General features: G+C 66.2%; 20 protein-coding genes and 1 pseudogene. 10 read left to right on the top strand and 11 right to left on the bottom strand.

Features of this window, described 5'->3' with window-relative positions; all coding sequences use genetic code 11:
* Nucleotides 1-91 precede the first annotated feature (91 nt).
* Nucleotides 92-1,414 (top strand): cation:proton antiporter, encoded by a 1,323-nt coding sequence (locus AC0Z2B_RS23225; protein ID WP_476299706.1) that lies wholly within the window; start codon nucleotides 92-94, stop codon nucleotides 1,412-1,414.
* Here AC0Z2B_RS23225 and AC0Z2B_RS23230 read toward each other — a convergent pair.
* Entirely contained in the window at nucleotides 1,411-2,052 is a 642-nt protein-coding gene (locus AC0Z2B_RS23230; protein ID WP_416423525.1) for an HAD family hydrolase, read from the bottom strand. The two genes, AC0Z2B_RS23225 and AC0Z2B_RS23230, sit on opposite strands and share 4 nt — an antisense overlap.
* A 183-nt stretch (nucleotides 2,053-2,235) precedes the next feature.
* On the opposite strand from AC0Z2B_RS23230, the gene AC0Z2B_RS23235 reads away from it, so the two are divergent.
* Nucleotides 2,236-2,718 (top strand): DUF4142 domain-containing protein, encoded by a 483-nt coding sequence (locus AC0Z2B_RS23235; RefSeq protein ID WP_476299709.1) that lies wholly within the window; start codon nucleotides 2,236-2,238, stop codon nucleotides 2,716-2,718.
* 75 nt (nucleotides 2,719-2,793) lie between these two features.
* On the opposite strand, the gene AC0Z2B_RS23240 is transcribed toward AC0Z2B_RS23235, so the two are convergent.
* Nucleotides 2,794-3,081 carry a type II toxin-antitoxin system RelE family toxin gene (locus AC0Z2B_RS23240; protein WP_416423523.1) on the bottom strand — a complete coding sequence of 96 codons (288 nt, stop codon included), beginning with the start codon at nucleotides 3,079-3,081 and terminating at the stop codon, nucleotides 2,794-2,796.
* A 12-nt stretch (nucleotides 3,082-3,093) separates the two neighbouring features.
* Nucleotides 3,094-3,387, bottom strand: a complete 294-nt coding sequence (locus tag AC0Z2B_RS23245) for a type II toxin-antitoxin system Phd/YefM family antitoxin (protein WP_416423522.1) — start codon at nucleotides 3,385-3,387, stop codon at nucleotides 3,094-3,096.
* Between the two features lie 200 nt (nucleotides 3,388-3,587).
* Between AC0Z2B_RS23245 and AC0Z2B_RS23250 the strand changes: the two genes are divergently transcribed.
* Genes AC0Z2B_RS23250 through AC0Z2B_RS23260 form a run of 3 tightly spaced genes read left to right on the top strand, consistent with a single transcriptional unit; the run spans nucleotide 3,588 to nucleotide 4,844 of the window.
* A complete protein-coding gene (locus AC0Z2B_RS23250; protein ID WP_008368335.1) occupies nucleotides 3,588-3,806 on the top strand; it encodes a hypothetical protein in 219 nt (72 codons plus the stop codon).
* A 9-nt stretch (nucleotides 3,807-3,815) separates the two neighbouring features.
* The gene (locus AC0Z2B_RS23255; RefSeq protein ID WP_476299710.1) at nucleotides 3,816-4,238 is read left to right on the top strand and encodes a 3-isopropylmalate dehydratase; all 423 of its coding nucleotides are present in this window, start codon (nucleotides 3,816-3,818) and stop codon (nucleotides 4,236-4,238) included.
* A 39-nt stretch (nucleotides 4,239-4,277) separates the two neighbouring features.
* Nucleotides 4,278-4,844: a GNAT family N-acetyltransferase gene (locus tag AC0Z2B_RS23260; protein ID WP_476299712.1), complete on the top strand. Its 567-nt coding sequence runs from the start codon at nucleotides 4,278-4,280 to the stop codon at nucleotides 4,842-4,844.
* A 121-nt stretch (nucleotides 4,845-4,965) separates the two neighbouring features.
* Here AC0Z2B_RS23260 and AC0Z2B_RS23265 read toward each other — a convergent pair whose 3' ends face one another.
* From AC0Z2B_RS23265 to AC0Z2B_RS23290, 6 genes are all read right to left on the bottom strand, one after another.
* Complete coding sequence (locus tag AC0Z2B_RS23265; protein ID WP_476299714.1) at nucleotides 4,966-6,399, bottom strand: efflux transporter outer membrane subunit; 1,434 nt, start codon at nucleotides 6,397-6,399, stop codon at nucleotides 4,966-4,968.
* 17 nt (nucleotides 6,400-6,416) lie between these two features.
* Nucleotides 6,417-9,524 (bottom strand): efflux RND transporter permease subunit, encoded by a 3,108-nt coding sequence (locus AC0Z2B_RS23270; RefSeq protein WP_476299716.1) that lies wholly within the window; start codon nucleotides 9,522-9,524, stop codon nucleotides 6,417-6,419.
* A complete protein-coding gene (locus tag AC0Z2B_RS23275; protein WP_476299717.1) occupies nucleotides 9,521-12,718 on the bottom strand; it encodes an efflux RND transporter permease subunit in 3,198 nt (1,065 codons plus the stop codon). The genes AC0Z2B_RS23270 and AC0Z2B_RS23275 overlap by 4 nt, the downstream gene beginning before the upstream one ends.
* Nucleotides 12,715-13,797, bottom strand: a complete 1,083-nt coding sequence (locus AC0Z2B_RS23280) for an efflux RND transporter periplasmic adaptor subunit (RefSeq protein WP_416423516.1) — start codon at nucleotides 13,795-13,797, stop codon at nucleotides 12,715-12,717. The genes AC0Z2B_RS23275 and AC0Z2B_RS23280 overlap by 4 nt, the downstream gene beginning before the upstream one ends.
* A 696-nt stretch (nucleotides 13,798-14,493) precedes the next feature.
* Entirely contained in the window at nucleotides 14,494-15,126 is a 633-nt protein-coding gene (locus AC0Z2B_RS23285) for a TetR/AcrR family transcriptional regulator (RefSeq protein WP_476299719.1), read from the bottom strand.
* 61 nt (nucleotides 15,127-15,187) lie between these two features.
* Nucleotides 15,188-15,793, bottom strand: a complete 606-nt coding sequence (locus tag AC0Z2B_RS23290; RefSeq protein ID WP_476299720.1) for a LysE family translocator — start codon at nucleotides 15,791-15,793, stop codon at nucleotides 15,188-15,190.
* A 238-nt stretch (nucleotides 15,794-16,031) separates the two neighbouring features.
* On the opposite strand from AC0Z2B_RS23290, the gene AC0Z2B_RS23295 reads away from it, so the two are divergent.
* Nucleotides 16,032-17,027, top strand: coding sequence for a LysR substrate-binding domain-containing protein (locus AC0Z2B_RS23295; RefSeq protein ID WP_476299722.1), 996 nt, complete (start codon nucleotides 16,032-16,034; stop codon nucleotides 17,025-17,027).
* A 5-nt stretch (nucleotides 17,028-17,032) separates the two neighbouring features.
* On the opposite strand, the pseudogene AC0Z2B_RS23300 reads toward AC0Z2B_RS23295, so the two are convergent.
* A pseudogene (locus AC0Z2B_RS23300) lies at nucleotides 17,033-18,558 on the bottom strand (aldehyde dehydrogenase (NADP(+))).
* A 162-nt stretch (nucleotides 18,559-18,720) separates the two neighbouring features.
* A complete protein-coding gene (locus tag AC0Z2B_RS23305) occupies nucleotides 18,721-19,677 on the bottom strand; it encodes a LysR substrate-binding domain-containing protein (RefSeq protein WP_476299724.1) in 957 nt (318 codons plus the stop codon).
* A 132-nt stretch (nucleotides 19,678-19,809) separates the two neighbouring features.
* Between AC0Z2B_RS23305 and AC0Z2B_RS23310 the strand changes: the two genes are divergently transcribed.
* The 4 genes from AC0Z2B_RS23310 to AC0Z2B_RS23325 are packed head-to-tail and all read left to right on the top strand — an operon-like array spanning nucleotide 19,810 to nucleotide 23,560.
* Nucleotides 19,810-20,769, top strand: coding sequence for an ABC transporter substrate-binding protein (locus AC0Z2B_RS23310; RefSeq protein WP_476299726.1), 960 nt, complete (start codon nucleotides 19,810-19,812; stop codon nucleotides 20,767-20,769).
* Nucleotides 20,770-20,783: 14 nt separating this feature from the next.
* Nucleotides 20,784-21,812: an amidohydrolase family protein gene (locus AC0Z2B_RS23315; protein WP_416423509.1), complete on the top strand. Its 1,029-nt coding sequence runs from the start codon at nucleotides 20,784-20,786 to the stop codon at nucleotides 21,810-21,812.
* Between the two features lie 14 nt (nucleotides 21,813-21,826).
* The gene (locus AC0Z2B_RS23320; RefSeq protein ID WP_416423508.1) at nucleotides 21,827-22,672 is read left to right on the top strand and encodes an amidohydrolase family protein; all 846 of its coding nucleotides are present in this window, start codon (nucleotides 21,827-21,829) and stop codon (nucleotides 22,670-22,672) included.
* A 30-nt stretch (nucleotides 22,673-22,702) separates the two neighbouring features.
* The gene (locus AC0Z2B_RS23325; RefSeq protein ID WP_476299728.1) at nucleotides 22,703-23,560 is read left to right on the top strand and encodes an HpcH/HpaI aldolase family protein; all 858 of its coding nucleotides are present in this window, start codon (nucleotides 22,703-22,705) and stop codon (nucleotides 23,558-23,560) included.
* Nucleotides 23,561-23,563 lie beyond the last annotated feature (3 nt).

A 23,563-nucleotide genomic window follows, 5' to 3' on the forward strand; every position in this document is an offset into this window, starting at 1 on the left:
ATTGACCGCTCGATAGTAACGCCAATTCAACTAACCGGTCGCGGCAAAGTCACAGTTAGTACCTGCCACGCACCAAGACGTTGAGGAATCAATGAGTTTCATTCTGTGGATGTCGGTGCTCGGCGCCCTGCTGCTGTTGCTGGCACTGACCTCGTCCTACCTGCGCTGGCTGCCGATGACCACCTCGGCGGTGTGCCTGGCCTTCGGCATGGCGCTGGGGCCGGTGGGGCTGGGCCTGGTGAACATGGACTTCGCCCGCGCCGCCAGCTGGCTGCAACGCCTCACCGAGATGGCCGTGCTGTTCTCGCTGTTCGGCACCGGCATCAAGCTGCGCCTGGGCCTGCGCCGCACCGCCTGGCGCGCCGCCTACCTGCTGGCCGGGCCGGTGATGCTGCTGTCGATCGCCGGCGTGGCGCTGCTGGCCCATTACGGCCTGCACCTGTCCTGGGGCCTGTCGGCGTTGCTGGGGGCGATGCTCGCGCCCACCGACCCGGTGCTGGCCGCCATGGTCCAGGTCAGCAGCGCCCACGACTTCGACAAGGTGCGCTACGGGCTGTCCGGCGAAGCGGGCCTCAACGACGGCGTGGCCTTTCCGTTCGTGATCTTTGCCTTGATGCTGATCGACCACGTGGAACTGGGCCTGCCCGACATCGGCGCCTGGGCCCTGAAGAACCTGGTGTGGGGCGTGCCGGCGGGGCTGGCCATCGGCTACGGCCTGGGCCGCCTGCTGGGGCAGATGATGATTGCCCTGCGAGTGCGCCACGCCGACAGCGCCGAATCACCCAACGACTTCGTTGCCCTGGCGCTGATCGCCATCAGCTACGTGGTGGCCTATGGCGTGAACGCGTTCGGCTTCCTCGCGGTGTTCGCCGCCGGCGTCGGCCTGCGCCAGGCCGAAGCGCGCGCGTCGCACACCGACATTCCCGCCGAGCACCTGGCCCGGCCGCTGGACCCGCACACCCGCCCCACGCCCCAGGAGGAGCAGGACGACAGCCAGTTGGCCGCCGGCACGATGATGGCCGACATCCTCACCTTCGGCGACCTGGTGGAGCGTTCCATGGAGGTGCTGCTGATCACCCTGCTGGGCGCGGCCCTGTCGCTGTACTGGGACTGGCGCGCCATCGGCCTGGGGCTGGCGCTGTTCTGCGTGATCCGCCCGCTGAGCGTGTGGCTGCTGGTGCGCGGCCGGTATCTGGACGGCCACCAGCGGGCGCTGCTGGGCTGGTTCGGCATCCGCGGCATCGGCTCGCTGTATTACCTGTGCTTCGCCATCGCCCACGGCCTGCCGGCGTCCATCCAGCACAGCGCCATCAGCCTGACGCTGTCGGTGGTGGCGCTGAGCATCCTGCTCCATGGCGTCAGCACCCAGCCGCTGCTGGCGCACTATGAACGCCGCCACCGCACGACCAGCTAGAGGCTGGCGAGCAAGGCCTTCAGCGCCTGGTAGTCCGGCACGTGATGGAAGCCGGGCTGGCCGTCGAACTGGGCGAAATCGGTATCGCCATAGCCGGCGACTCGGGCGCCGGCGGCCAGGCCTGCCTGCACGCCGGGAATGCTGTCATCCACCAGCAGGCACTCATCGGGCGCCAGCTTCAACAGCTGGGCGGCGGCCACGATCAGCTCCGGCGACGGCTTCCAGGCGTTGACCTCATAGGCGCTGACGATGTTGCCGTCGAAGGCGTCCCACAGGCCCGCGGTCTTCAGGCAGGTCTCGATCTTGGTGCGCGGGCCGTTGGAGGCCACGCACTTGGGCAGTTTCAGTTCACGGACAAAATCCAGGGCGCCGGGCATGGCTTCCAGGCCGGCAGCGAACAGCTCCAGGCTGCGGCTGCGGAAGTCGCGCATGAAGGGCTCGGCGTCCAGGTGCGCGTGTTCTTCGCACAGCTCGCCAACGAAGATGGCGAACTGCACACCGCGAAAGCGCCGCAGCACTTCCTCGTGGGGCAGGTGAATGTCGCGTTCGGCCAGCAGCTGGCGCAACAGCCCGGCCGCCATGCGTTCACTGTCGACCAGAGTGCCGTCGCTGTCGAAAATAACGCCTTTGATGGTCAATGAGTGGCTCCTGTGGTGGCGTGGGATCAGGCAAAGCCTGCCCCGTGGGCGACACTTTGTCCACCCTGGCGCCCGGGACGCCGCCTGGCGGCAGCTGCTACAGTGCAACTGAGCAAAGCTTCATTTGTCCAAAGCCGGCAAAGCGATTCTCATAGCCCATTTGCTCCGCCCGAGACCTTACCCATGAACCACCGCACAACCCTGCAACTGGGCCTGGCCCTGCTGATCGCCACCACCGGCACCGCCTTCGCCGCGCCCAACGCCTTCGTCACCAAGGCCATGACCGGCGCCGCCACCCAGGTGCTGCTGGCCCGGCAAGGCGCCGGCAAGTTCCAGCAGCCCGACATGCAGACCTACACCGGCGTGATGGTGAAGGACAACACCATCATCAGCGAGCAGCTGACCGACGTGGCGAAGAAGCTCGACATCGACCTGCCGCCAGCCCCGACCAAGGCCGCCCCCGCCCCTGGCGTGGCCGGCAAGACCGCCGAAGCCAGCTTCGCCCTGTACCAGGTCAAGGTCACCCAGGACCTGGCCAGCCTCTATGAAGCCGAGGTCAACAGCAACGACGCCCCCGAGCTCAAGGCCTTCGCCCTGGCGCAGCTCAAAGACGTGCAACGCCACGGCAAGATGGCCCAGCGCCTGTCCAAGACCTACAAAAAGTAACCCCAGCCCCCGTAGCAGCTGCCGCAGGCGGCGTCCCCAGCCACCGCGAACCCCGGACGCAGCCTGCGGCAGCTGCTACACGCGCTCGGCGGCTGCGTCATAGACTTCGCTGTCGCGCCGGGCTCCCACGGCAATGATCAGCACGATGATCGACTGGCCGTCCACCCGGTAGACAATCCGCGTGTCCCCCGTCCTGATTCGTCGGCAGCCAGCAAGGCTGCCCCTCAGCGGCTTCCCGACCTTGTCGGGCTCGCCATTGACGATGCGCTCCTCAATCACGTCGAGTATGCGGTTGGCCGCGTAGGCGCCAAGCTGATCGAAGTCGTCCGTGACTTCCGGATGGTAAATAACCGCCCAAGTCATTGGGCCTCCTTGTCATTGATCGTTGTTGGCGTAGCGCGCACGCATGTCCGAATGAGAGATGACCTTGGCGGCGTCGAACGTCGCCAGCCGGTCGCGCGCAGCCGCTTCGATGCGCAGGTTCTCCAGCTCATCCTGCATATCCTGGTAAGCCTGGACGTTCAAAATGACCGCCGCAGGCTCGTTATCCTTGAACACCACCAGCCGATCGGTTGCCCGGCTGGTCACTTCCTTGAGCTTGGCACTGAAGCCCCGCACCAGGGCCGTGACCGAAACAGCCTGTTCAGCACGGTCAAGCAATGAAGCCATGACGCCCTCCTTAACAGATAATTACACATACTTTTGTGCATGCTTTAAAGCATACAGCATTACAGTGGGCGGAATGAGAAGCCAAGGCTGCCGCCGGTCGTCACATCCACCCCATCACCTCGCCCAACGATTGTCCCGCCCCTGTCACCATTGAGTGCTACCTTGATGTGATCCTCGCAAAACCGCCTCAAGGAGCGATCATGGCCCATCAGATGTTTTCCAGTGTCATTGCCTACTCGCAGCACTGCGAACGGGTGATCAAGGAGATGTTGCATGCCCGCCCCAGCCTCGACCGGCAGAAGGTGATGACTTGGGTGGACGAGCAGAGCCACGCCCATTCCGAAGGGGAACCGCTGGAGTACCTGAAGGCGCTGAGCGCCAAGGTGCGCGCCGGCCTGCCCATGCCCTGGGACAAGTGAGGGAACGCCATGCGCCTGATCTGTACGGCAATGTGTGTACTGCTGGTCAGTGGTTGTTCGTCCTACCGCAGCGACCACCCCGACCCCGTGCCCAAGGAACGCCTGCTGGGCCTGCAGGCGCCGCTGGACAACGCCAGCACCCTGGTGGTGCGCCGTGACATCGGCATGCTCGGTGGCGGCTGCTACGTGGCGGTGAAGGTCGACCGCACCGTGGTGGCACGCATCGGCATCGGCGAGATCGCCACCTTCAACGTGCCCGCCGGCGACCGCATCGTCGGCATCGCCACCGACACCGCCGACGACACCCTGTGCGGCAAGGGCAGCCTGAACCGCGAGATCCTCGTGCAGGCCAGCGCCGGGCAGGCGGAAAACGTGCGCATCGTCAGCGAAAACAAGCAGGGCTTCGCGATTTTGCAGGATAAAAAGCCGTAGACTTCGCAGGTCATTCACTCGCGTATTGGCAGGACCTGCATGCAAGCACTCGAAGGCCCGCGCATTCTGTTGCGGCCGCTGCAACCCGACGACGCCACCGCCCTGGTGGCCGCCGCCAGCGATGGCGAACTGTGGAACCTGCCCTTCACCGTGGTGCCCTCGGCCGCCACGGTGCAGGGCTATATCGAGGCGGCGCTCAAGGGCCGCGACGCCGGCACGGTGCTGCCCTACGTGACGGTGCTCAAGGACACCGGCGAGGTCATTGGCAGCACGCGTTTCTGGAAAGTCGACCGGGTGAACCGCAAGCTGGAAATCGGCAGCACCTGGATCGCCGCGCGCTGGCAGCGCAGCTTCGTCAACACCGAGGCCAAGTACCTGATGCTGCGCTATGCCTTCGAGACGCTGAATTGCGTGCGGGTGCAGTTCACCACCGACGAGATCAACGCCAGGTCACGGGCGGCGATCCTGCGCCTGGGGGCAAAACAGGAAGGGATTGTGCGCAACGAACGGATCATGCCCGATGGGCGCAAGCGCAATTCGGTGCGGTTCAGTGTGATTGATGAGGAATGGCCGCAGGTGCGGGCGCAGCTGGAAGCGCGATTGTAGCCACACCGCCCGTAGCCGCTGCCGCAGGCTGCGCTGGCCCTATGCCTCGCTGAACATCTCCAGCGGACGCCAGGGCCAGCGCAGCCGGGCGGCAGCGGCTACAGGTAGGGGGGCCGGCCGCTTATTCCCCGGTCCACGACCCACCCAACGCCGCCTGCAGCTGCACGCTGGTGACCAACTGCGTCGCCACCAGGCTCAGCAGCGTCTGCCGCTCGCTAAGACTCGTTGCCTGGGTGGTCGCCACGTCCAGGTAGTCGATCACCCCCGCCTCATACTGATCGCGGCTCACCGAGGCCGACTCTTCCGCCGACTGCGCCGAGGCGCGGCGCGCCACCAGCTCCGGCTCCAGGGTACGCAGTTCCACCAAGTAGTCCTCGACCTCGCCCAGACCGGTCAGCACCGTCTGCCGGTAAGTCGCCACCTTGGCGTCGTAGGCAAACTTCGCCTGCTCCACCGCGGCCTTGGTCGCGCCAAAGTCGAGGATGGTGCCGGTCAGGCTCGGGCCGATGGACCAGAAGCGGTTGGGCACCGAGAACAGGTTGCTGATGGTCGAGCCCTGGTAGCCGCCGCTGGCGCTCAGGGTCAGGTCGGGGTAATACGCGGCGGTTGCCACGCCCACGGCGGCATTGGCGGCAGCCATCTGGCGTTCGGCGGCGGCGATGTCCGGGCGGCGTTCCAGCAGGCGGCTCGGCACGCCCAGGGGCACGGTGGGCACGTGGTACTGCCAGCCCGCGTCCACCGCCAGGGCGAAGTCGGCCGGCGCCTTGCCAATCAGCAGCGCAATGGCGTGCTCGTACTGGGCGCGCTGCCATTGCAGGTCGAGCATCGACGCCTGGGCGCTTTGCAGCTGGGTCTTGCCGGTGGCCAGGTCGGCGCGCGAGGAGATCTGCTCGTCGTACTTGTTCTGGATCACCTGCAGGTAGCGCTCGTAGCCCTTGATGGTCTCGCCGTACAGGGCAATGCGCTGGTCGAGGATGCGCAGCTGGAAGTAGTCCTGGGCCAGGGTCGACTGGGCGCTGAGGGTGGCGTTGGCCAGGTCCGCGGCGCTGGCCTGGGCGCTGGCGCGGTCTTCCTCGACGGTGCGGCGCAGCTTGCCCCAGATGTCGGCTTCCCAGCTCAGGCTGAGGCTGGCCGAGTGTTCGTTCTTCGGCGAGGCGGCGCTGGAGGTGCTGGTGCTGCTGCTCGACGAGCCGGTGCCGGTTTCGCTGCGGGTGCTGGACGCCGTGCCGGTCAGGGTGGGGAACAGGTCGGCGCGCGACTCGCGCACCAGTGCCAGGGCCTGGCGGTACTGGGCGGCGTACAGCGCCACGTTCTGGTTATTAACCTGCACCTGGGCCACCAGCGCGTTCAGCTGCGGGTCCTGGTACAGCTCCCACCAGGGCCCCTTGGGCAGCTCGTCCTGGGGGCTCGCCGCTTTCCAGCCCTCGGCCTCCTTGAAGGTGGTGGAGATGGGCGCGGTGGGCTTCTTGTAGTCCGGGCCGACCATGCAGCCGCCCAGCAGGGTGCTGGCCAGCAGCACGGCAACGCAGAGACGGGAAGGCAGTGGAGCGTTCATTCATTAACCCTTGTCAGTCAGCCGGGCACGTGGGTGCGGCGGATACGCGTGTGCCAGAAGTGCCGGGTGGCGCGGCTGGCACGGTCGAGATAGAGGTACACCACCGGGGTGGTGAACAGCGTCAACAATTGGCTCAACGCCAGGCCGCCAGCGATGGCCACGCCCAGCGGCTTGCGCAGGTCGGCGTCGCCGCCGCTGCCCAGGGCCAGCGGCAAGGCGCCGAAGAATGCCGCCAGGGTGGTCATCATGATCGGCCGGAAACGCATGCGACAGGCTTCGATGATCGCCTGTTCGGGCGGCAACTTACGCTCGCGCTCGGCCACCAGGGCGAAGTCGATCATCATGATGGCGTTCTTCTTGACGATGCCGATCAGCAGCAGGATGCCGATCAACGCGATCACCGTCAGCTGCATGTTCACCGCCTTGAGCAGCAACAACGCCCCTACCCCCGCCGACGGCAGCGTCGACAGGATGGTCAGCGGGTGGATGTAGCTTTCGTACAGCACGCCCAGCACGATGTACACCGCCAGCAAGGCCGCGGCGATCAGCCACGGCATGCTCGCCGCCAGCGCCGCGTAGGCCTGGGCGGTGCCGGCAAAGCCGGCCTGGATGTCCCGTGGCAGGCCGACCTTATCGACGGCGGCGTTGATGGCTGCGGTGGCCTGTTCCAGCGACACGCCGTCCTGCAGGTTGAAGGCGATGGTGCTGGTGGCCGACTGGCCCTGGTGCGCCACCGCCAGCGGCGCGTTGTCGGGGCTGAAGGTGGCGAACGCGGTCAGCGGCACCTGCTGGTTGTCACTGTTGATCACGTACATGCGTTGGAGCATGGTCGAGTCGCTGGTGTACACCGGGTCCAGGCCCATCACCACGTGGTACTGGTTGAGGGTCTTGTACAGGGTGGCCACCTGGCGCTGGCTGTACGAGTTGTTCAGCAGGTTGTCGATGTCACTGACGCTGACGCCCAGGCGGCTGGCCGCCGCGCGGTCGATGTGCAGCTTGAGCTCCTGGCCGCCGGTCTGGCTGTCGGAGTCGATGCCGGTCAGCTCGGGCAAGGCGCGCAACGCCGCCTCCACCTTGGGCTCCCACACCCGCAGCAGGTCGAGATCGTCGGCCTGCAGGCTGAACTGGTAGGTGGCGTTGGCGCTGCGGCCGCCCACGCGGATGTCCTCGGCGGGCATCAGGAACAGCTGGATGCCGGCGACCTTGTTGTTGGCCTTGGTCAACCGGTTGGCGATGGCCGCGGCGCTGCTGGTGCGCTGCTTGTAGTCCTTGAGGCGGATGAAGAAGTCGCCGGTGTTGCGCGAGCCGGCGCGGCCGCTGCCGGTGGACGACATCACTGCCTCCACGTCGGGGTCGGCGGCCAGGTCGTGGGCGATCTGCATCAGGTGCGGCTTGAGCGCCTGGAACGAGATGTTCTGGTCGGCGCGCACGGCGCCCATCAGCACCCCGGTGTCCTGAGCCGGGAAGAAGCCCTTCTGCACCGTGGCGTACAGGTAGACGTTGAGGCCCACGGTCAGCAGCAGGCTGAACATGGTCAGCAGCCGGTGGCGCATCACCCAGCCCAGCGCGGCGATGTAGGCACCCTGCAGGCGTGCCAGCGCGGCCTCGATCCACTGGTAGATGCGCGGTTCCTGGGCGTCATGCGCCGGCTGGCGCAGCAGCATCACGCACAGCACCGGGGTCAGGCTCAGGGACACCACCATGGACAGCGCCAGGGCGATGCTCAGGGTCACGGCGAACTCGCGGAACAGCCGGCCAACGATGCTGCCCATCAGCAGGATGGGGATGAACACGGCGATCAGCGACAGAGTCATGGACAGCACCGTGAAGCCCACCTCGCGGGTGCCCATCAGCGCCGCCCGCAGCGGGCGCATGCCCATCTCCTGGTAGCGGGCGATGTTCTCCAGCACCACGATGGCGTCATCCACCACGAAGCCGGTGCAGATGATCAGCGCCATCAGCGACAGGTTGTCGAGGCTGTAGCCCAGCAGGTACATGATCGAGCAGGTGCCGATCAGCGAAACCGGCAGCACCACCGCCGGAATCAGCGTGGCGCGCAGGTTGCGCAGGAACACGAAGACCACGGCGATCACCAGCAGGGTGGCGATCAGCAGGGTTTCCTCGGTGTCGTGCAGCGAGGCACTGACCGTGGGGCCACGGTCGATCACCGGGATCAGCTGCACGTCGCCGGGAATCTCGCGTTGCAGCTCGGGGATCAGCGCCTTGATGCTGTCGATGGTCTGCAGCATGTTGGCGCCGGCCTGGCGGGTGACGCCCAGGGTTACCGACGGCTGGCCGTTGTAGTAGCCGCCGACGAAGGCGTCTTCCACCGAGTCGTAGACGTTGGCCACGTCACTCAGGCGCACGGCGGTGCCGTTCTGGTAGGTGATCACCAACTGCTGGTAATCCACCGCCTTGTCGATCTGGTCGTTGCCGTCGATCACCCAGCTCTGCCCGTCGCCCTGGAGGATGCCCTTGGGCTTGGCCTTGGTGGCGTTGTCGATGGCTTCGCGCACGGTCTCAAGCGAAATGCCGGCGTTGGCCAGCAGGTTGGGCTGGATATCGATGCGCACCGCCGGCAATGCGCCGCCGCGCACCGACACCTCGCCCACGCCGTTGACCTGGGAGATCTTCTGCTGCAGCTTGCTGTAGGCCAGGTCGTAGAGTTCGCCCGGGCTGCGCGTGGACGAGGTCAGCGCCAGCATCAGCACCGGCGCCTCCGAGGGGTTGGCCTTGCGGTAGGTGGGCAGCGACGGCATGGAGCTGGGCAGCAGGCTGCGCGAGGCGTTGATGGCCGCCTGCACGTCGCGGGCGGCGCCGTTGATGTCGCGGTCCAGTTCGAACTGCAGAATCAGCGTGGTCGAGCCCTGGCTGCTGGTGGACGTCATCTCGGTGATGCCGGCGATCTGCCCCAGGCTGCGCTCCAGCGGCGTGGCCACCGTGGCGGCCATGGTCTCGGGGCTGGCGCCGGCCAGCGAGGCGCTGACCATGATGGTGGGGAAATCCACCTGGGGCAGCGGCGCCACCGGCAGCAGCTTGTAGCCCAGGATGCCGGCCAGGGTGATGCTCAGGCTCAGCAGCAGCGTGGCTACCGGCTTGCGGATGAACAGCCGCGACAGGTTCATGCCTGCGCCCTGCCACGGTTGAAGCGGGCCTTGGCGCGCTCGCTGATGCGGTCAAACATCAGGTAGATCACCGGCGTGGTGAACAGCGTCAGCACCTGGCTCAGCAGCAGGCCGCCGACGATCACCAGGCCCAGCGGCCGGCGCAGCTCGGCGCCGGCACCGGTGGCGAGCATCAGCGGCAAGGCGCCGAACAGCGCCGCCAGGGTAGTCATCAGGATCGGCCGCAAGCGCAGCAGCGCCGCCCGGTGGATGGCGTCGCGCGCGTTCAGGCGCTGGTGCTGGCGGCCCTCCAGGGCGAAGTCGATCATCATGATGGCGTTCTTCTTGACGATACCGATCAGCAGAATCACCCCGATCAGGGCGATCAGGCTGAACTCGGTGCCGGTCAGCAGCAGCGCCAGCAAGGCGCCGATGGCTGCCGAGGGCAGCGTCGAGAGGATGGTCACCGGGTGGATGAAGCTCTCATAGAGCATGCCCAGCACGATGTACATGGTGATCAACGCCGCCAGGATCAGCCACAGGGTGTTGCCGGTGGCGGTCTGGAACGCGTCGGCGGCGCCCTGGTAGCGCAGGGTGATGCTGCTGGGCGCCTGCAATTCGGTCATCACTTCGCTGATGGCCTGCTGCGCCTGCTCCAGGGAATAACCATCGGCCAGGTTGAACGACAGGGTCACGGCCGGGAACTGGTCCAGGCGGCTCAGCGACAGCGAACCGGTGCGCTGGCCGACCTTGGCGATGTCGGTCAGGCGCACCATCTGCGCGGCGGTGGTGGTGGTCGACGAGCTGGTGGTCGAGGCACTGCTGCCGGTGGTCGTACCCGTGGTGGTGGTCACCGTGCTGCTGTTGCTGCCGGTGGTGCTGGTGGTGGCCGCCGCCAGGTAGATGTTATCGAACGCCGCCAGGTTCTGCTGGAACTTGCCCGGCACCTGCAGCACCACGCGGTACTGGTTGGACTGGGTGAAGATGGTCGAAATCAGGCGCTGGCCGAAGGCGTTGTACAGCGCGGTGTCGACGTCGGAGGCGGTGATGCCGTAGCGCATGGCCGCGGCGCGGTCCAGTTCCACGTAGGCCACCAGGCCCTGGTCCTGCAGGTTGTCGATGACGTCGCGCATTTCCTTGCGGTGCTGCAGCTTCTCCATCAGTTTGGGGATCAGCGCCGACAGGTTGGCGCTTTCCGAGTCGTCCAGGGTGAACTGGTACTGGCTGGGCGTCAGCTGGTCGTCGACGGTGAGGTCCTGGGAGCTGACCAGGTTCAACTGCAGGCCGGGCACGTCCTTGGCGGCCTTTTCCAGGCGGGTGATGACCTGGGTGGCGGTGTCGTCGCGGTCCTCGAACGGCTTGAGTTCGATCTGCAGGCGGCCGTTGTTCAGCGAGCCGTTATTGCCGTCCACGCCAATGGTGGACGACACCGATTCCACTGCCGGGTCCTGGCGCACCACCTCGACCATGGCCTGCTGGCGCCGCTCCATTTCACCGAAGGAGACGTCCTGCGAGGCGCGGGTGAAGCCCTGGATCAGGCCGGTGTCCTGGGTGGGGAAGAAGCCCTTGGGCACCACCAGGTAGAGGAAGCCGGTAAGCGCCACGGTGCCCACCGCCACCAGCAGGGTCAGGCGCTGGTGGTCCAGCACCCACACCAGGCCGCGGTCGTAGGCGTTCAGCACTTTGTGGTACTGGCGGTCGCCCCATTGCGCGAAGCGGCTCTGGCCGCCTTCGGGCACGTGGCGCAGCAGGTGCGCGCAGAGCATGGGCGTCAGGGTCAGGGAAATGACCATCGACACCAGGATCGCCACCGCCAAGGTGATGGCGAACTCGCGGAACAGGCGGCCGACCACGTCGCCCATGAACAGCAGCGGAATCAGCACGGCGATCAGCGAGAAGGTCAGCGAGATAATCGTGAAGCCGATTTCCTGCGAGCCTTTCAACGCCGCGGCCATGGGCTCCTCGCCCTCCTCCAGGTGCCGGGAGATGTTCTCCACCACCACGATGGCGTCGTCGATGACGAAGCCGGTGGCGATGGTCAGGGCCATCAGCGTCAGGTTGTTCACGCTGAAGCCGGCCAGGTACATCACGCCAAAGGTGCCGATCAGCGACAGCGGCACCGCCAGGCTGGGGATCAGGGTGGCAGTGAAGTTGCCGAGGAAGGCGAAGGTCACCAGCACCACCAGGCCGATGGACAGCAGCAGCTCGATCTGCACGTCCTTGATGGAGGCGCGGATGGTCTGGGTGCGGTCACTGATGACGGTGAGCTTGACCGAGTCGGGCAACGCCGACTGCAGGGTGGGCAGCTTCTGCTTGATGCTGTCCACCACCTCGATGACGTTGGCGCCGGGCTGGCGCTGCACGTTGATGACGATGGCCGGCTTGCCGTTGGCGCTGGCCGACAGGTACTGGTCCTGGGGCGCCTCGGCGGTGGTGGCGACGTCTTTCAAGCGCAGGGCCGCGCCGTTTTCATAGGCCAGCACCAGCTCGCCGTATTCCACGGCGTCGCGCAGCTGGTCGTTGGCGTCGATGGTGATGGAGTGCGAGGGGCCGTCGAAGCCGCCCTTGGAGCCGTTGACGTTGGCGGCGTTGACCTTGTCGTAGACGTCTTCAAGCGTCAGGCCGTGGGCTGCCAGGCTGGTGGGGTTGACCTCGATCTTCACCGCCGGCTGCTGGCCGCCCGCCAGGCTGACCATACCCACGCCGGAAATCTGCGAGAGCTTGAGCGCCACGCGGGTGTTGATCAGGTCCTGCACGCGGGTCAGCGGCAGGCTGTCCGAGGTGGCGGACAGGGTCAGCACCGCCGTGTCGGCCGGGTTCACCTTCTTGTAGGTGGGCGGGTTCGGTAGGTCGCTGGGCAGCAGGCTGTCGGCGGCGTTGATGGCCGCCTGCACTTCCTGCTCGGCCACGTCCAGGGACAGGTCCAGGGAGAACTTCAGGGTAATCACCGAGGCACCGGCCGAACTGGTCGAGTACATCTGCGACAGGCCCGACATCTGCCCCAGCTGGCGCTCCAGCGGCGCGGTAACCGCCGAGGCCAGCACGTTGGAGCTGGCGCCGGGGTACAGGGTGCTGACCTGGATGGTGGGGTAATCCACTTCGGGCAGGGCCGAGGTGGACAGCAGCCGGTAGGCGAAGATGCCCGCCAGCATCACCGCCAGCATCAGCAGCACGGTGGCGACCGGGCGCTGGATAAAGAGTCTGGACGGGTTCATTCGGTTTGCGCGCCAGCTGCGGGCTTGGCGGTTTTAGCCGGCTTGGCGCTGGCGCCGGTGTCGGGTTTCTCCACCTCGACCTTGCTGCCATCGCGCAGGTGGTCGATGCCGCGGGTCACCACCTGCTCGCCGGCGGCCACGCCCTGGGTGATCACGGTCTGTTCGCCGAACACCGGGCCGACCTTGATGGTGCGGCGCTGCACCTTGCCGTCCTTCACCGCGTAGAGAAACTCGCCGTCGCTGCTCAACTGCACGGCCGCCGAAGGCACCACCACGGCGTTGTGCAGGGTGTCGGTGGTCAGCTTCACGTTGACGAACTGGTTGGGGTAGAGCTTTTCGTCCGGGTTGTCGAACAGCGCCTTGAGCTTGATGCTGCCGGTGCTGGTGTCGATCTCGTTGCTGATGAACTTCAGCGTGCCGTTGGCCAGTGGCGTGGTGCCCAGCTGGTCCAGCGCCTGCACGCCCAGCACTTCACCCTTGCGCACCTTGGGCAGCAGGGTTGCCAGCTGCGCCTGGGGAATGCTGAAGGTCACGGCGATGGGGTTGGTCTGGGTCACGGTGACGATGCCGGTGGTGCTGCTGGACGCGACGATGTTGCCCGGGTCCACCAGGCGCAGGCCGACGAAGCCATCGATGGGCGAGACGATCTTGGCGTAGATCAGGTTCAGCTTGGCGGCGTCGATCTGCGCCAGGTCGGCCTTCACCGCGCCCTGGTACTGGCCGACGGTGGCCATTTGCGTGTCCAGGTCCTGCTTGGCGATGGAGTCCTTGGCGAACAGGCGCTGGTAGCGCGCGGCGGTTAGCTGGGCGCTTTTCAGCAACGCCTGGTTCTGCGCCAGGTCGCCCTGGTACTGGTCCAGGGTGGCCTGGTAGGCCCGCGGGTCGATCTGCGCCAGCAGCTGGCCCTTCTTCACGAACTGGCCTTCGGTGAAGTACACCGCCATCAGCTCGCCGTCGACGCGGCTAGTGACTGTCACCGAATAATTGGGAATCACCGTGCCCAGCGCCTGCTGGATCACCGGCACGTCGGCGGTGCCGGCAGTGCCGACCGCAACGCTGACCGTGGCGTTGGCGTCCATGCCCGGCCCACCGTGCCGGCCACCCGGGCCTGCGGCACGCGCGGCACCGGCTTCAGGGGTTTCGCTGGACGACGGGGTGTGCCGAACGTAGATAAAGGCCGCACCAATGGCTGCGGCTATCAGGAGCACAAGCACGAGGCGCTTGCGAGAGCGGGCTGCCGGGATCTGGGTCATTGAAAGCTTCTGCGTGGGCAATGGACAAGGGAGGTAACGGGCGTCAGGTCTGCTTTGGGCAAATCACTTGGCAGCATAGCCAGTAAATGTGCAGGGAATGTGCAGACATCGCCTGCGAGGCGAGCCGCAGGGTAAGAGCAGTGAGGGGCCGGTAAGTTCATTGGGGCATTTGACCCTGCCCCGCCCCCCATGCCAACCCTGACGAACGGGCTTTGCCATTTATTTACAAAATGTTGACGAAGCGCCCACGCCCCCGTAGCAGCCGCAGCAGGCGGCGTCCGGTCCCACCGCGGTATCCCGGAAAAACCGCAGCGCCCTGGACGCGGCCTGTGGCCGCTGCTACGGCATCCGCGTTACGCCGAGCGTGGTAGGAGCCGGCCTTGGCCGCGAGGCAAACGACGCGATCAGCGGGTCGCACGCCCCCGTAGCAGCTGCCGCAGGCGGCGTCCGGTCTCGCCGCGGTATTCCGGGAAAACCGCAGCGCCTTGGACGCGGCCTGCGGCCGCTGCTACGGGGTTGCAGTTACGCGCGGATGGAGGCTTCCAGGTGCGCCAGGTAGCCATCGAACCGCGCCACCAGGTCCAACTGCTCCGGGAACCGCAGCCATTGCAGCTGCAACCCGTCCATCATCGCCAGGCACTCCTGCACCACCCCGCCCAGGTCGACGTCGGCGCGCACCTCGCCCAGCGCCACCAGCTCCTGCAACTGCCCCACCATGCGCGCATGGATGGTGCTGTAGCGCCCCTGGAACCAGGCCCAGGCCGGGTGGCCTTCCACCAGGCTTTCGGCGTTGAGCATGCTGAAGGCGCGGATCACCCCCGGCGCCGTGGCATTGGAACGGTTGATGGCGCTGAGGCTGCCCAGCAGCCCGCTGAGGGTAGGTTCGCCGCGCACCTCGTCGGCGATTTTCTGGCTGACCGCGTCGCGGCGGTCCAGCACGCCCATCAGCAGCGCAGTCTTGTTGGGGAAATGGTGCAGCACCCCGGCCACGGAAATGCCGACGATTTCGGCGATGCGCGCAATGGAGGCGCCGCCGTAGCCTTCCAGGGAAAACATCTGCAAGGCCGCGTCCAGCAGCTCTTCGCGGCGTTTCTCGCCCTTGGGCGCACGGCGCTGGCGCGGCGCGGGTTTGGCAGGTTGGGAATCAACAGTCATGAACAGCGTCTTTTATTATCCAGGCCCCACCCTAGCGCGATCCGCCCGGCCACGGCAAATCTCAGCCCTTGAGCAGCGGGTACAACGACAGCACCAGCATCAGCGCCATGCCCCAGTTGAACAGGCGCAACCAGCGCGGCTGGCTCAGCACCGTGCGCAGCGCGCTGCCACAGCTGACCCACAGCGCCACGCTGGGCAGGTTGATGAGCGCGAACAGCGAGGCAATCACGAACACGTTCACCAGGTAGCCCTGGGCCGGCGCGTAGGTGGTGATGGCGCCAATGGCCATGATCCAGGCCTTGGGGTTAACCCATTGGAACGCCGCCGCGCCCAGGAAGCTCATGGGCTTGCGGGTATCTTCCACGGCGGCGGACGGCGGCCCGGAGCGAGCAATTTTCCACGCCAGGTACAGCAAGTAACTGGCACCGGCCCAGCGCAGCACCGTGTAGGCCCAGGGCAGCACCTTGAACACCTCGCCCAGGCCCAGCCCCACGGCAATCACCATCACCATGAAGCCCAGGCTCACCCCCAGCGCGTGGGGCATGGAGCGGCGGAAACCGAAGTTCACCCCCGAGGCCAGCAGCATGGTGTTGTTGGGGCCCGGGGTGATGGACGACACCAGGGCGAACAGGGCGAAGGCGTACAGCAGGTCGAGGGAGGACAGCATGGGAAGAACTCCGGGGGGCAGGCTGGGAACACTACGGCATCACCCTGCAGGGCAGCAGATACAGCTAGGCAAAATTGGACCAGTACAATTTTTAAAATTCCAAAACAGCACCAATACAGATTGCCGTGCGATGCCGCTCCTTAACCATTCGCTCAAACCCGATGATGTTTTTCTCAATGGACGCAGCCCCTCCCCTACCCCCACCTTGAGTCACGCTAAAATGGCCGAGGTACACACTGTGAAGCATCTCGACTGGTATCTGCAGATCAACCTGAAGGCGCGGCACTTGCGCCTGCTCGTGGCGATCGACACCTACCGCAATCTCACGCAAGTGGCCGAGGTCACCCATGTCACCGTGCCTGCCGTGTCGAAGTCGCTGGCGGAACTGGAGCGCGGGCTCGGCCTGGCGTTGTTTTCACGCACGGCACGGGGCTTGATGCCCACGCCGTACGGCGACTGCCTCATTCGCCACGCGCGCACCATGCTGGGAATCCTGCACCAGGCCCGCGACGAACTGAAAGCCCTGAGCTCGGGCGCCGAAGGCAAGGTGCGCATCGGCATGTTGCCGGCTTCGGCGTCGGTGCTGGTGCCGCAGGCGTTGAGCCTGCTCAAGGAGCAATCGCCGGGTACCAACGTGACGGTGATCGAAGGCACCACCGAATCGCTGCTGCCCGAGCTGTGGCAGGGCCGCCTTGACCTGGTGGTGGGCCGCCTGCCGCCCCCCGATACCCTCGGCAGCTTCGAGGAACAGGAACTGCTCGAAGAACCCGTGGTGCTGATGACCGGCCGCCACCACCCGCTTGCCCGCAGGAAAACCCTGGAATGGTCGGACCTGTGCGCCTACCCCTGGATCCTGCCGCCACCGGGCTCGATCCTGCGCGACCCGCTGGAGCGGGCGCTCGAAGCGAATGACGTGCCCCTGAGCAACAACTACATCGAGACCCTGTCGATTCACGTTGTCCGCGCCCACCTGCAAGTCTCGGACTTCATTGCGGTCATGGCCGAGTCGCTGGCCAATGACGCGGTACAACCGTTCCATAAGCTGCCACTGAACCTGCCCCGGCTGCTGCGCCCGACCGGGGTGCTGTGGAACCGCAACCGCGGCCTCACACCCAGTGCCGAGCTCATGGTGGCCTGCCTGCAAGGGGCCGCCGAGCAACTCCTCACAGGCTTTACCCCCACTCCCTCCCCGGCCAAGGCCAGGCGCACCCGCCCATCAACGGATGCGCGCTGATCCGGTTACTGCAGATCGTTCGGCAGGACGCTGTCCGGCAGGTTCTGGTAGCAGACCGGACGCAACCAGCGGCGAATGGACAGCGTGCCCACCGAGGTGGCGCCAAAGTTGGTGGACGCCGGGTAAGGCCCGCCATGGACCATTGCGTCGCAGACTTCCACGCCAGTGGGGAAGCCATTGACCAGCACGCGCCCGGCCTTGCGTTCAAGGATCGGCAGCAGGTCGTTGGCGATGGCGCAATCCGCCTCATCCATGTGCAGGGTGGCGGTCAATTGCCCGCCGAGGGACTGGGCGACTTCGCGCATTTGCGCCAGGTTGTCCACGGTGACGATCATCCCCAGCGGGCCGAAGACTTCTTCGCCGAGCAGGTGATTGGCCAGCCAGTCCCGGCCGCTCACGCAGAACAGATCAGGCGAGGCGTCACGCACGTCGCAGGACGAAGCCAGCAGCGAGCGCACGCTGGCGTGCGCGGCAATGCGGTCGCGCCCGCCGCGGTAGGCCGCCGCGATGCCGGCGGTGAGCATGGCCTGCGGCGGGGTCTGGGCCAGGGCGGCACGCGCGGCTTCGGCAAAATTGACGCCGTCGGTGCCTTGCATCACCACGGCGATGCCCGGGTTGGTGCAGAACTGCCCCGCGCCCAAGGTCAGCGACGCGGCCCAGCCGGCACCGATTTCCGCACTGCGCGCCGCCAGCGCGGCCGGCAGCAAGAACATCGGGTTGACCGACCCCAGCTCACCGAAAAACGGGATGGGCTCGGGCCGCGCCATGCACAGGTCGAACAGCGCCCGGCCACCGCCGAGCGAGCCGGTGAAGCCTACGGCGCGGATCAACGGGTGCTGCACCAGCGCTTCGCCCACGTCGCGCCGGCCGCCTTGAATCAGCGAGAACACGCCGGGGTGGATACCACAGCGCGTGGCGGCGGCAACCACCGCCTGCGCAACGATTTCGCTGGTGCCCGGGTGCGCGGAATGCCCCTTGACCACCACCGGGCAGCCCGCCGCGAGCGCCGACGCGGTGTCGCCGCCTGCCACCGAAAACGCCAGCGGGAAGTTCGAGGCGCCGAAGACCGCGACCGGCCAATCGGCCGTTGCATCAGGCGCAGCCTGGGGCTCGACGCGGATTGTGGGTGGGTCAGGTCGGTGTCGGTGCGGCGGTCCAGGTAGTCACCCTGGCGGATATGGGCGGCGAACAGACGCAGCTGCATCACGGTGCGCCCGCGCTCGCCGATCAGCCGGGCCACGGGCAAGCCGGTTTCCTGGCTGCCGATCTCGGTAATCAGGTCGGCGCGCGCCTCGATTTCATCGGCAATGGCCTCCAGGAACACCGCGCGCGCCTCCCGGGAGCTGTAGCCAAAGGAGCAGAACGCCGCTTCCGCAGCCCGGCAGGCCTCATCGACCAGCGCGGGCGTACCCACCGAGAACGAGTGCGCAGGCCCGTGGACCGGGGCAGAGCTGAACCGGGCTGGCGTTGCAACCTGCACCCCCGCGATAAAGTGTTGCCCGTGGGGGACGAAAGTAGACACGACGCTCATGGGGCATCCTTCAGGTAGGTCAGTAGGGGACTGGAGCGCGCCGGACAGGCGCACCCAGACAGGCACCGCGATAGTGTCGATGCCCCCCTTCAGGGTCCATTGAGAAAACCCACCCACGGTTTAAGCGTATGGTTAACCCCTGGCCCCATTGCCTGCGCGCGACTACGCGGGTGACAGCTTGCCCAGGCGCGCCGACTGGTGCCGGGCAGCCTCTTCCAGGCACTCGACCATCAGCTCGGCACTGGGTGTCAGACCACGGTCGCGGTTCCACAACACGCCCACCGGCCGCACCAGCCTGGGCATTCTCAAGGGCAGCACATGCAGGGGCTGCACGGGGTCGCTGGCGATCGACACCGCCATGATCGCAATGGCATCGGACACGCGCAGGTGCGCGCGGACGACGTGAATCGAAAGCGTCTCGATGTAATCGCTGCTCAGCGGTACGTCATTGGCTTCCAGCACCCGCTCCAGCGGGTCGCGCAGCAGCGAGCCGGGCGGCGGCAGTATCCAGGCGTAGGGGCTCAAGTCCGACCACTCCACGGTCTTCCTGCGGGCCAGCGGGTGATGCAGGCCGGTCATCAGTACCACCGGTTCTTCCAGCAATTCCTTCTCTTCGAAGCTGCCGAGGGTGCCCGGCGGTGGCATGCGGCCGACCACCAGGTCGAGGCGGCCCTGCCAGAGCTCGGGCAGCAGCGACTCCATGGTGCCCTCGATGATCGTCACATTGGTGCTGGCCGAGCGTTGCTTGAGCAGGCCAAGCGCCTGGGGCAGCAGCACCGAGGCCGAGGCCGGCAGCATGCCGATGCGGATCTTGCCCTCCGCCCCCGAACTCAAGGCCTTGAGCTGGTCGCGGGCGTCATGCAGCACCGTCAACATGGAGCGCGCATGCCGAATCAGGCACTCGCCATAGGGTGTGGGCATCAGGCCCTGGGTAGTGCGCGAGAACAACGCCAGCCCCAGGCCGCGCTCCAGTTCGCTCAATGACTTCGACACCGCCGGCACGGTCACGTGCGTAACCTCGGCCACCTGGGTCAGGTTGCGGTACGTGTCGATGGCCACCAGCAGGCGCAGGTGGCGCGCCTTCAGGTTGACCTGCAGGTACCAGTCGAACTCTGCCATGCGGTGCTCCTCAGCGTCTTTACCATTTCGTTAAGCCTAACCCATTTTTACTCAATCGACCGGCACGCCACTCGCGAGCACCATAGGTCCACACGTAGCCGTTTGACAAAAATCACCCCTCAGGAAAGATCAATGTCAGTTCATCTCAAGATTGCCATCGCCGATCATCCCCATACTGCTGCGATCCGCAGCGGCGCCATCAAGATCGAAGGCGTGGAAGCCGAATTCGTCACGGTGAAGCCGCAGATCGCCGCGTTCCGCCGCATGGTCCGCGATGTCGAATTCGATGTCTGCGAAATTGCCCCCACCACCTACATCATCGCCCGTGCCTATGGCGCCCCCTTCGTGGCCCTGCCGATTTTCGTCGTGCGGCGCTTCCACCATTCAGGCCTGCTGGTGCGCCCGGATGCCGGCATCAAGACCCCGAAAGACCTTGAAGGCAAGAAGGTCGGCGTGCGCGCCTACTCGGTGACCACGGGCGTGTGGACCCGCCAGGTGCTGATGGACGAGTTCGGCCTCGATTCGAGCAAGGTCACCTGGGTGGTCGACGACGAAGAACACGTGACGCAGCTCAAGCTGCCCGCCAACGTGATCCACGCCACCCGCCCACTGGCCGAGATGATGGCTGACGGCGAACTGGCCGCAGGCTTTGGCGGCGCCGCCGGCATCGGCCGCACCGGCAACCCTGTCGACGGCTGGAAAGAAGTGGCGGCCGACTACCCCGACCTGTTCCCGAACGCAGCGCAAGTCGAAGCCGAGTACTACGCACGCACCGGCGTCTACCCCATGCACGGCACCATCGTCGTCAAGGACTCGATCCTGGCCGAGCACCCATGGGTGGCCAAGGCCATCTACGACGCCTTCGAGCAGGCCAAGCAGGACTACCTGGCCCGGCTTGATAGCGGCGATGCCACCAGCGAGACCGATAGAAAATACCTCGAACTGCGCGACGTCGTCGGCCACGACCCCCTGCCCTACGGCATCGAAGCCAACCGCAAGACCATCGAGGCACTGGAATCGACAGCGTTCAAGCAGGGCCTGACGCCGCGGCGCATGGCCATGGACGAGCTGTTCGTGGATCCCCAGGCCTGAATTTTCCGGAGCACATGATGATTATTGATTGCCACGGTCATTTCACCACCGTACCCGCGTCGTTCCGAGAGTGGCGCGCCAAGCAGATCGAGTTCGCCGACGACCCGCTCAACGCGCCGGCGCGGTCCGGCGCCCATGTAACCGACGAACAGATTCGCGAGGGCGTCGGCAACGGCCAGTTGCGCCTGCAAAAGGAACGCGGCGGCGACCTCACCCTGTTCTCGCCGATCGCCGGCCTGATGAGCCACCACCTGGGCAACGAACGCACCAGCCAGGAATGGGCGGAAATCTCCAACGACCTCGTGCGCCGGGTCTGCGACATCTACCCCGACAACTTCGTGCCGGTGTGCCAGCTGCCCCAGTCGCCCCTGGCGCCGCCGAAGAACTCCGTCGCCGAGCTGCGCCGCTGCGTGGAGCAGATGGGCTTCGTGGGCTGCAACCTCAACCCCGACCCCAGCGGCGGCTACTGGACCGGCACGCCGATTACCGACCGCGAGTGGTACCCGCTGTACGAGGCCATGTGCGACCTGGACGTGCCGGCCATGGTCCACGTCGCCGCGTCGTGCAACCCCTGCCACCACGGCACCGGGGCGCACTACCTGAACGCCGACACCTCGGTGTTCATGCAACTGCTGCAAAGCGACCTGTTCAAGGACTTCCCTACCCTGCGCCTGGTCATCCCCCACGGTGGCGGCGCCGTGCCCTACCACTGGGGGCGCTACCGCGGCATGTCGCTGGAGATGGCCAAGCGCCCGCTCGAAGGGCTGCTGGACAACATCTTCTTCGACACCTGCGTCTACCACCACCCCGGCGTCGAGCTGCTGACCAAAGTGGTGCCCACCAGCAACGTGCTGTTCGGCTCGGAAATGGTCGGCGCCGTACGCGGCCGGGACCCGGACACCGACCATTACTTCGACGACACCAAGCGCTACCTGGACGCCTGCACCGCGCTGACCGATGCCGACCGCCACGCCATCTTCGAAGGCAACGTGCGCCGCGTCTACCCGCGTCTCGACAAGCATCTGAAGGCCAAAGGCAAGTAAGCCAGGGACAGACCATGAACATTATCGATATCCACCCGCACATCATCTCCGACGACGACAAGCGCTACCCGCCGGCACCGCTGTTCGGCAAGCGTTCGGACTGGTCGCAAGAGCGCCCCAACACCGTCGAGGCGCTGGTGCAGGCCATGGACGAAGCCGGCGTCGCCAAGGCCGCCATCGTCCACTCCTCGACCACCTACGGCTTCGACAACCGCTACGTCGTCGATGGCTGCAACCAGTATAAGGATCGGCTCGTCGCCGTTGGCTCGGTGGACATGCTGGCTGACGACGTGCCCGCGGTGATCAAGGCCTGGGTCGACCAGGGCCTCGCCGGTCTGCGCATTTTCACCGGCGGTTCGACCAAGGACTTCGACCCCAGCGAGCTGGATAACCCCAAGTCGTTCAAGGCCTGGGAAATGCTCGCCGAGCTGAACCTGCCGATGTGCATCCAGACCGGCCCGACCGGCTTGCCCTACGTGCGCATGCTGGCCGAGAAATTCCCCGGGGTGAACATCATCCTCGACCACCTGGGCCGCCCGGACGTGCTCGACGGCCCGCCCTACGCCAACGCCGCCAGCCTGTTCGCGCTCGCCGACCTGCCCAACCTCTACCTGAAGCTGACGCCGCGCATCTTCGGCGACGTGGCAAAGGACAAGGCCAGCGCCGAGACCTTCTTCCCCCTGGTCGTCAAGGCGTTCGGCGCCCGGCGCATGGCCTGGGGCTCCAATTTCCCCACCTCGCCCGGCACCCTCAAGGAAATCCTGGCGACCGCCGAGCAGGGCCTGGCCTGCCTCACCGATGAAGACCGCCAGTGGATCTTCGGCAAGACCGCGCAAGCGCTGTACCCGGCACTGCGCTGAGGCTGCCCCCCCTTTCATGAGGAAATGAACATGAGCAACACCCGTCTCAACAGCATCATCCGCGCCTTCGAGTCCGGCAACCCTGCCTACATGGCCTTCGCCAAGCTGGACAAGCAGACCGCCATCGAAATGAGCGACTCCCCGTACGACGGCATCGTCTACGAGATGGAGCACAACCCGTACGATGTCAGCGCCCTGGGCGACTCCTTGCAGTACATGCTCAGCCGCAAGCAGATCGCCGAATCGGGCTCGGTGGCGCCACGGGTGACGCCGATCGCGCGCATCCCGGCCAACGGCATCGAGATGAACCAGAGCTTCGCCAAGCAGGTGCTGGACCGCGGCTGCTACGGCGTGATCTGGCCGCACGTGGCCACCGTCGAGCAGGCCTACAACGCCGTCGCCTCCTGCCGCTATGCCCGCCCCAAAGGCGCGGCGCTGTACGAGCCCAAGGGCGTGCGCGGCGACGGCCCGGCCAACGCCGCGCGCTACTGGGGCCTGACCATGGGCGAGTACTACCAGAAGGCTGACGTCTGGCCGCTGGCGCCACAGGGTGAAATCCTGGTGGGCCTGATGTGCGAGAGCACCCAGGCCATCGACAACCTGGACGACATGCTCGCCAACGTCCCCGGCATCGGTTTCATCCTGATCGGCGAAGGCGACCTCAGCCAGGAACTGGGCCTGCCACGCCAGTACGAGCACCCGGAAGTCCAGGACGCCATGCGCCGTATCGTCGAGACCTGCCGCAAGCACGACGTCATCGTCGGTAACCCCCATGTGACCGCCAACAACCATCGCCGCCTGTTGGACGAGGGCTACCGCGTGCTGCTGTCGGCGCCCAAGCGCTCCTACGGCGTGGTTGGCCAGGCGCGTGAACTGGCGGGGTACTGACCG

The organism is Pseudomonas sp. GYB4201, from assembly GCF_056312595.1.

Excerpts from the sequence above, each read along its gene's own strand:
- AC0Z2B_RS23225 (WP_476299706.1), top strand. The coding sequence starts at position 92 with ATGAGTTTCATTCTGTGGATGTCGGTGCTCGGCGCCCTGCTGCTGTTG.
- AC0Z2B_RS23235 (WP_476299709.1), top strand. The coding sequence starts at position 2,236 with ATGAACCACCGCACAACCCTGCAACTGGGCCTGGCCCTGCTGATCGCC.
- AC0Z2B_RS23240 (WP_416423523.1), bottom strand. The coding sequence starts at position 3,081 with ATGACTTGGGCGGTTATTTACCATCCGGAAGTCACGGACGACTTCGAT.
- AC0Z2B_RS23245 (WP_416423522.1), bottom strand. The coding sequence starts at position 3,387 with ATGGCTTCATTGCTTGACCGTGCTGAACAGGCTGTTTCGGTCACGGCC.
- AC0Z2B_RS23250 (WP_008368335.1), top strand. The coding sequence starts at position 3,588 with ATGGCCCATCAGATGTTTTCCAGTGTCATTGCCTACTCGCAGCACTGC.
- AC0Z2B_RS23255 (WP_476299710.1), top strand. The coding sequence starts at position 3,816 with ATGCGCCTGATCTGTACGGCAATGTGTGTACTGCTGGTCAGTGGTTGT.
- AC0Z2B_RS23260 (WP_476299712.1), top strand. The coding sequence starts at position 4,278 with ATGCAAGCACTCGAAGGCCCGCGCATTCTGTTGCGGCCGCTGCAACCC.
- AC0Z2B_RS23265 (WP_476299714.1), bottom strand. The coding sequence starts at position 6,399 with ATGAACGCTCCACTGCCTTCCCGTCTCTGCGTTGCCGTGCTGCTGGCC.
- AC0Z2B_RS23270 (WP_476299716.1), bottom strand. The coding sequence starts at position 9,524 with ATGAACCTGTCGCGGCTGTTCATCCGCAAGCCGGTAGCCACGCTGCTG.
- AC0Z2B_RS23275 (WP_476299717.1), bottom strand. The coding sequence starts at position 12,718 with ATGAACCCGTCCAGACTCTTTATCCAGCGCCCGGTCGCCACCGTGCTG.
- AC0Z2B_RS23280 (WP_416423516.1), bottom strand. The coding sequence starts at position 13,797 with ATGGACGCCAACGCCACGGTCAGCGTTGCGGTCGGCACTGCCGGCACC.
- AC0Z2B_RS23285 (WP_476299719.1), bottom strand. The coding sequence starts at position 15,126 with ATGACTGTTGATTCCCAACCTGCCAAACCCGCGCCGCGCCAGCGCCGT.
- AC0Z2B_RS23290 (WP_476299720.1), bottom strand. The coding sequence starts at position 15,793 with ATGCTGTCCTCCCTCGACCTGCTGTACGCCTTCGCCCTGTTCGCCCTG.
- AC0Z2B_RS23305 (WP_476299724.1), bottom strand. The coding sequence starts at position 19,677 with ATGGCAGAGTTCGACTGGTACCTGCAGGTCAACCTGAAGGCGCGCCAC.
- AC0Z2B_RS23310 (WP_476299726.1), top strand. The coding sequence starts at position 19,810 with ATGTCAGTTCATCTCAAGATTGCCATCGCCGATCATCCCCATACTGCT.
- AC0Z2B_RS23315 (WP_416423509.1), top strand. The coding sequence starts at position 20,784 with ATGATGATTATTGATTGCCACGGTCATTTCACCACCGTACCCGCGTCG.
- AC0Z2B_RS23320 (WP_416423508.1), top strand. The coding sequence starts at position 21,827 with ATGAACATTATCGATATCCACCCGCACATCATCTCCGACGACGACAAG.
- AC0Z2B_RS23325 (WP_476299728.1), top strand. The coding sequence starts at position 22,703 with ATGAGCAACACCCGTCTCAACAGCATCATCCGCGCCTTCGAGTCCGGC.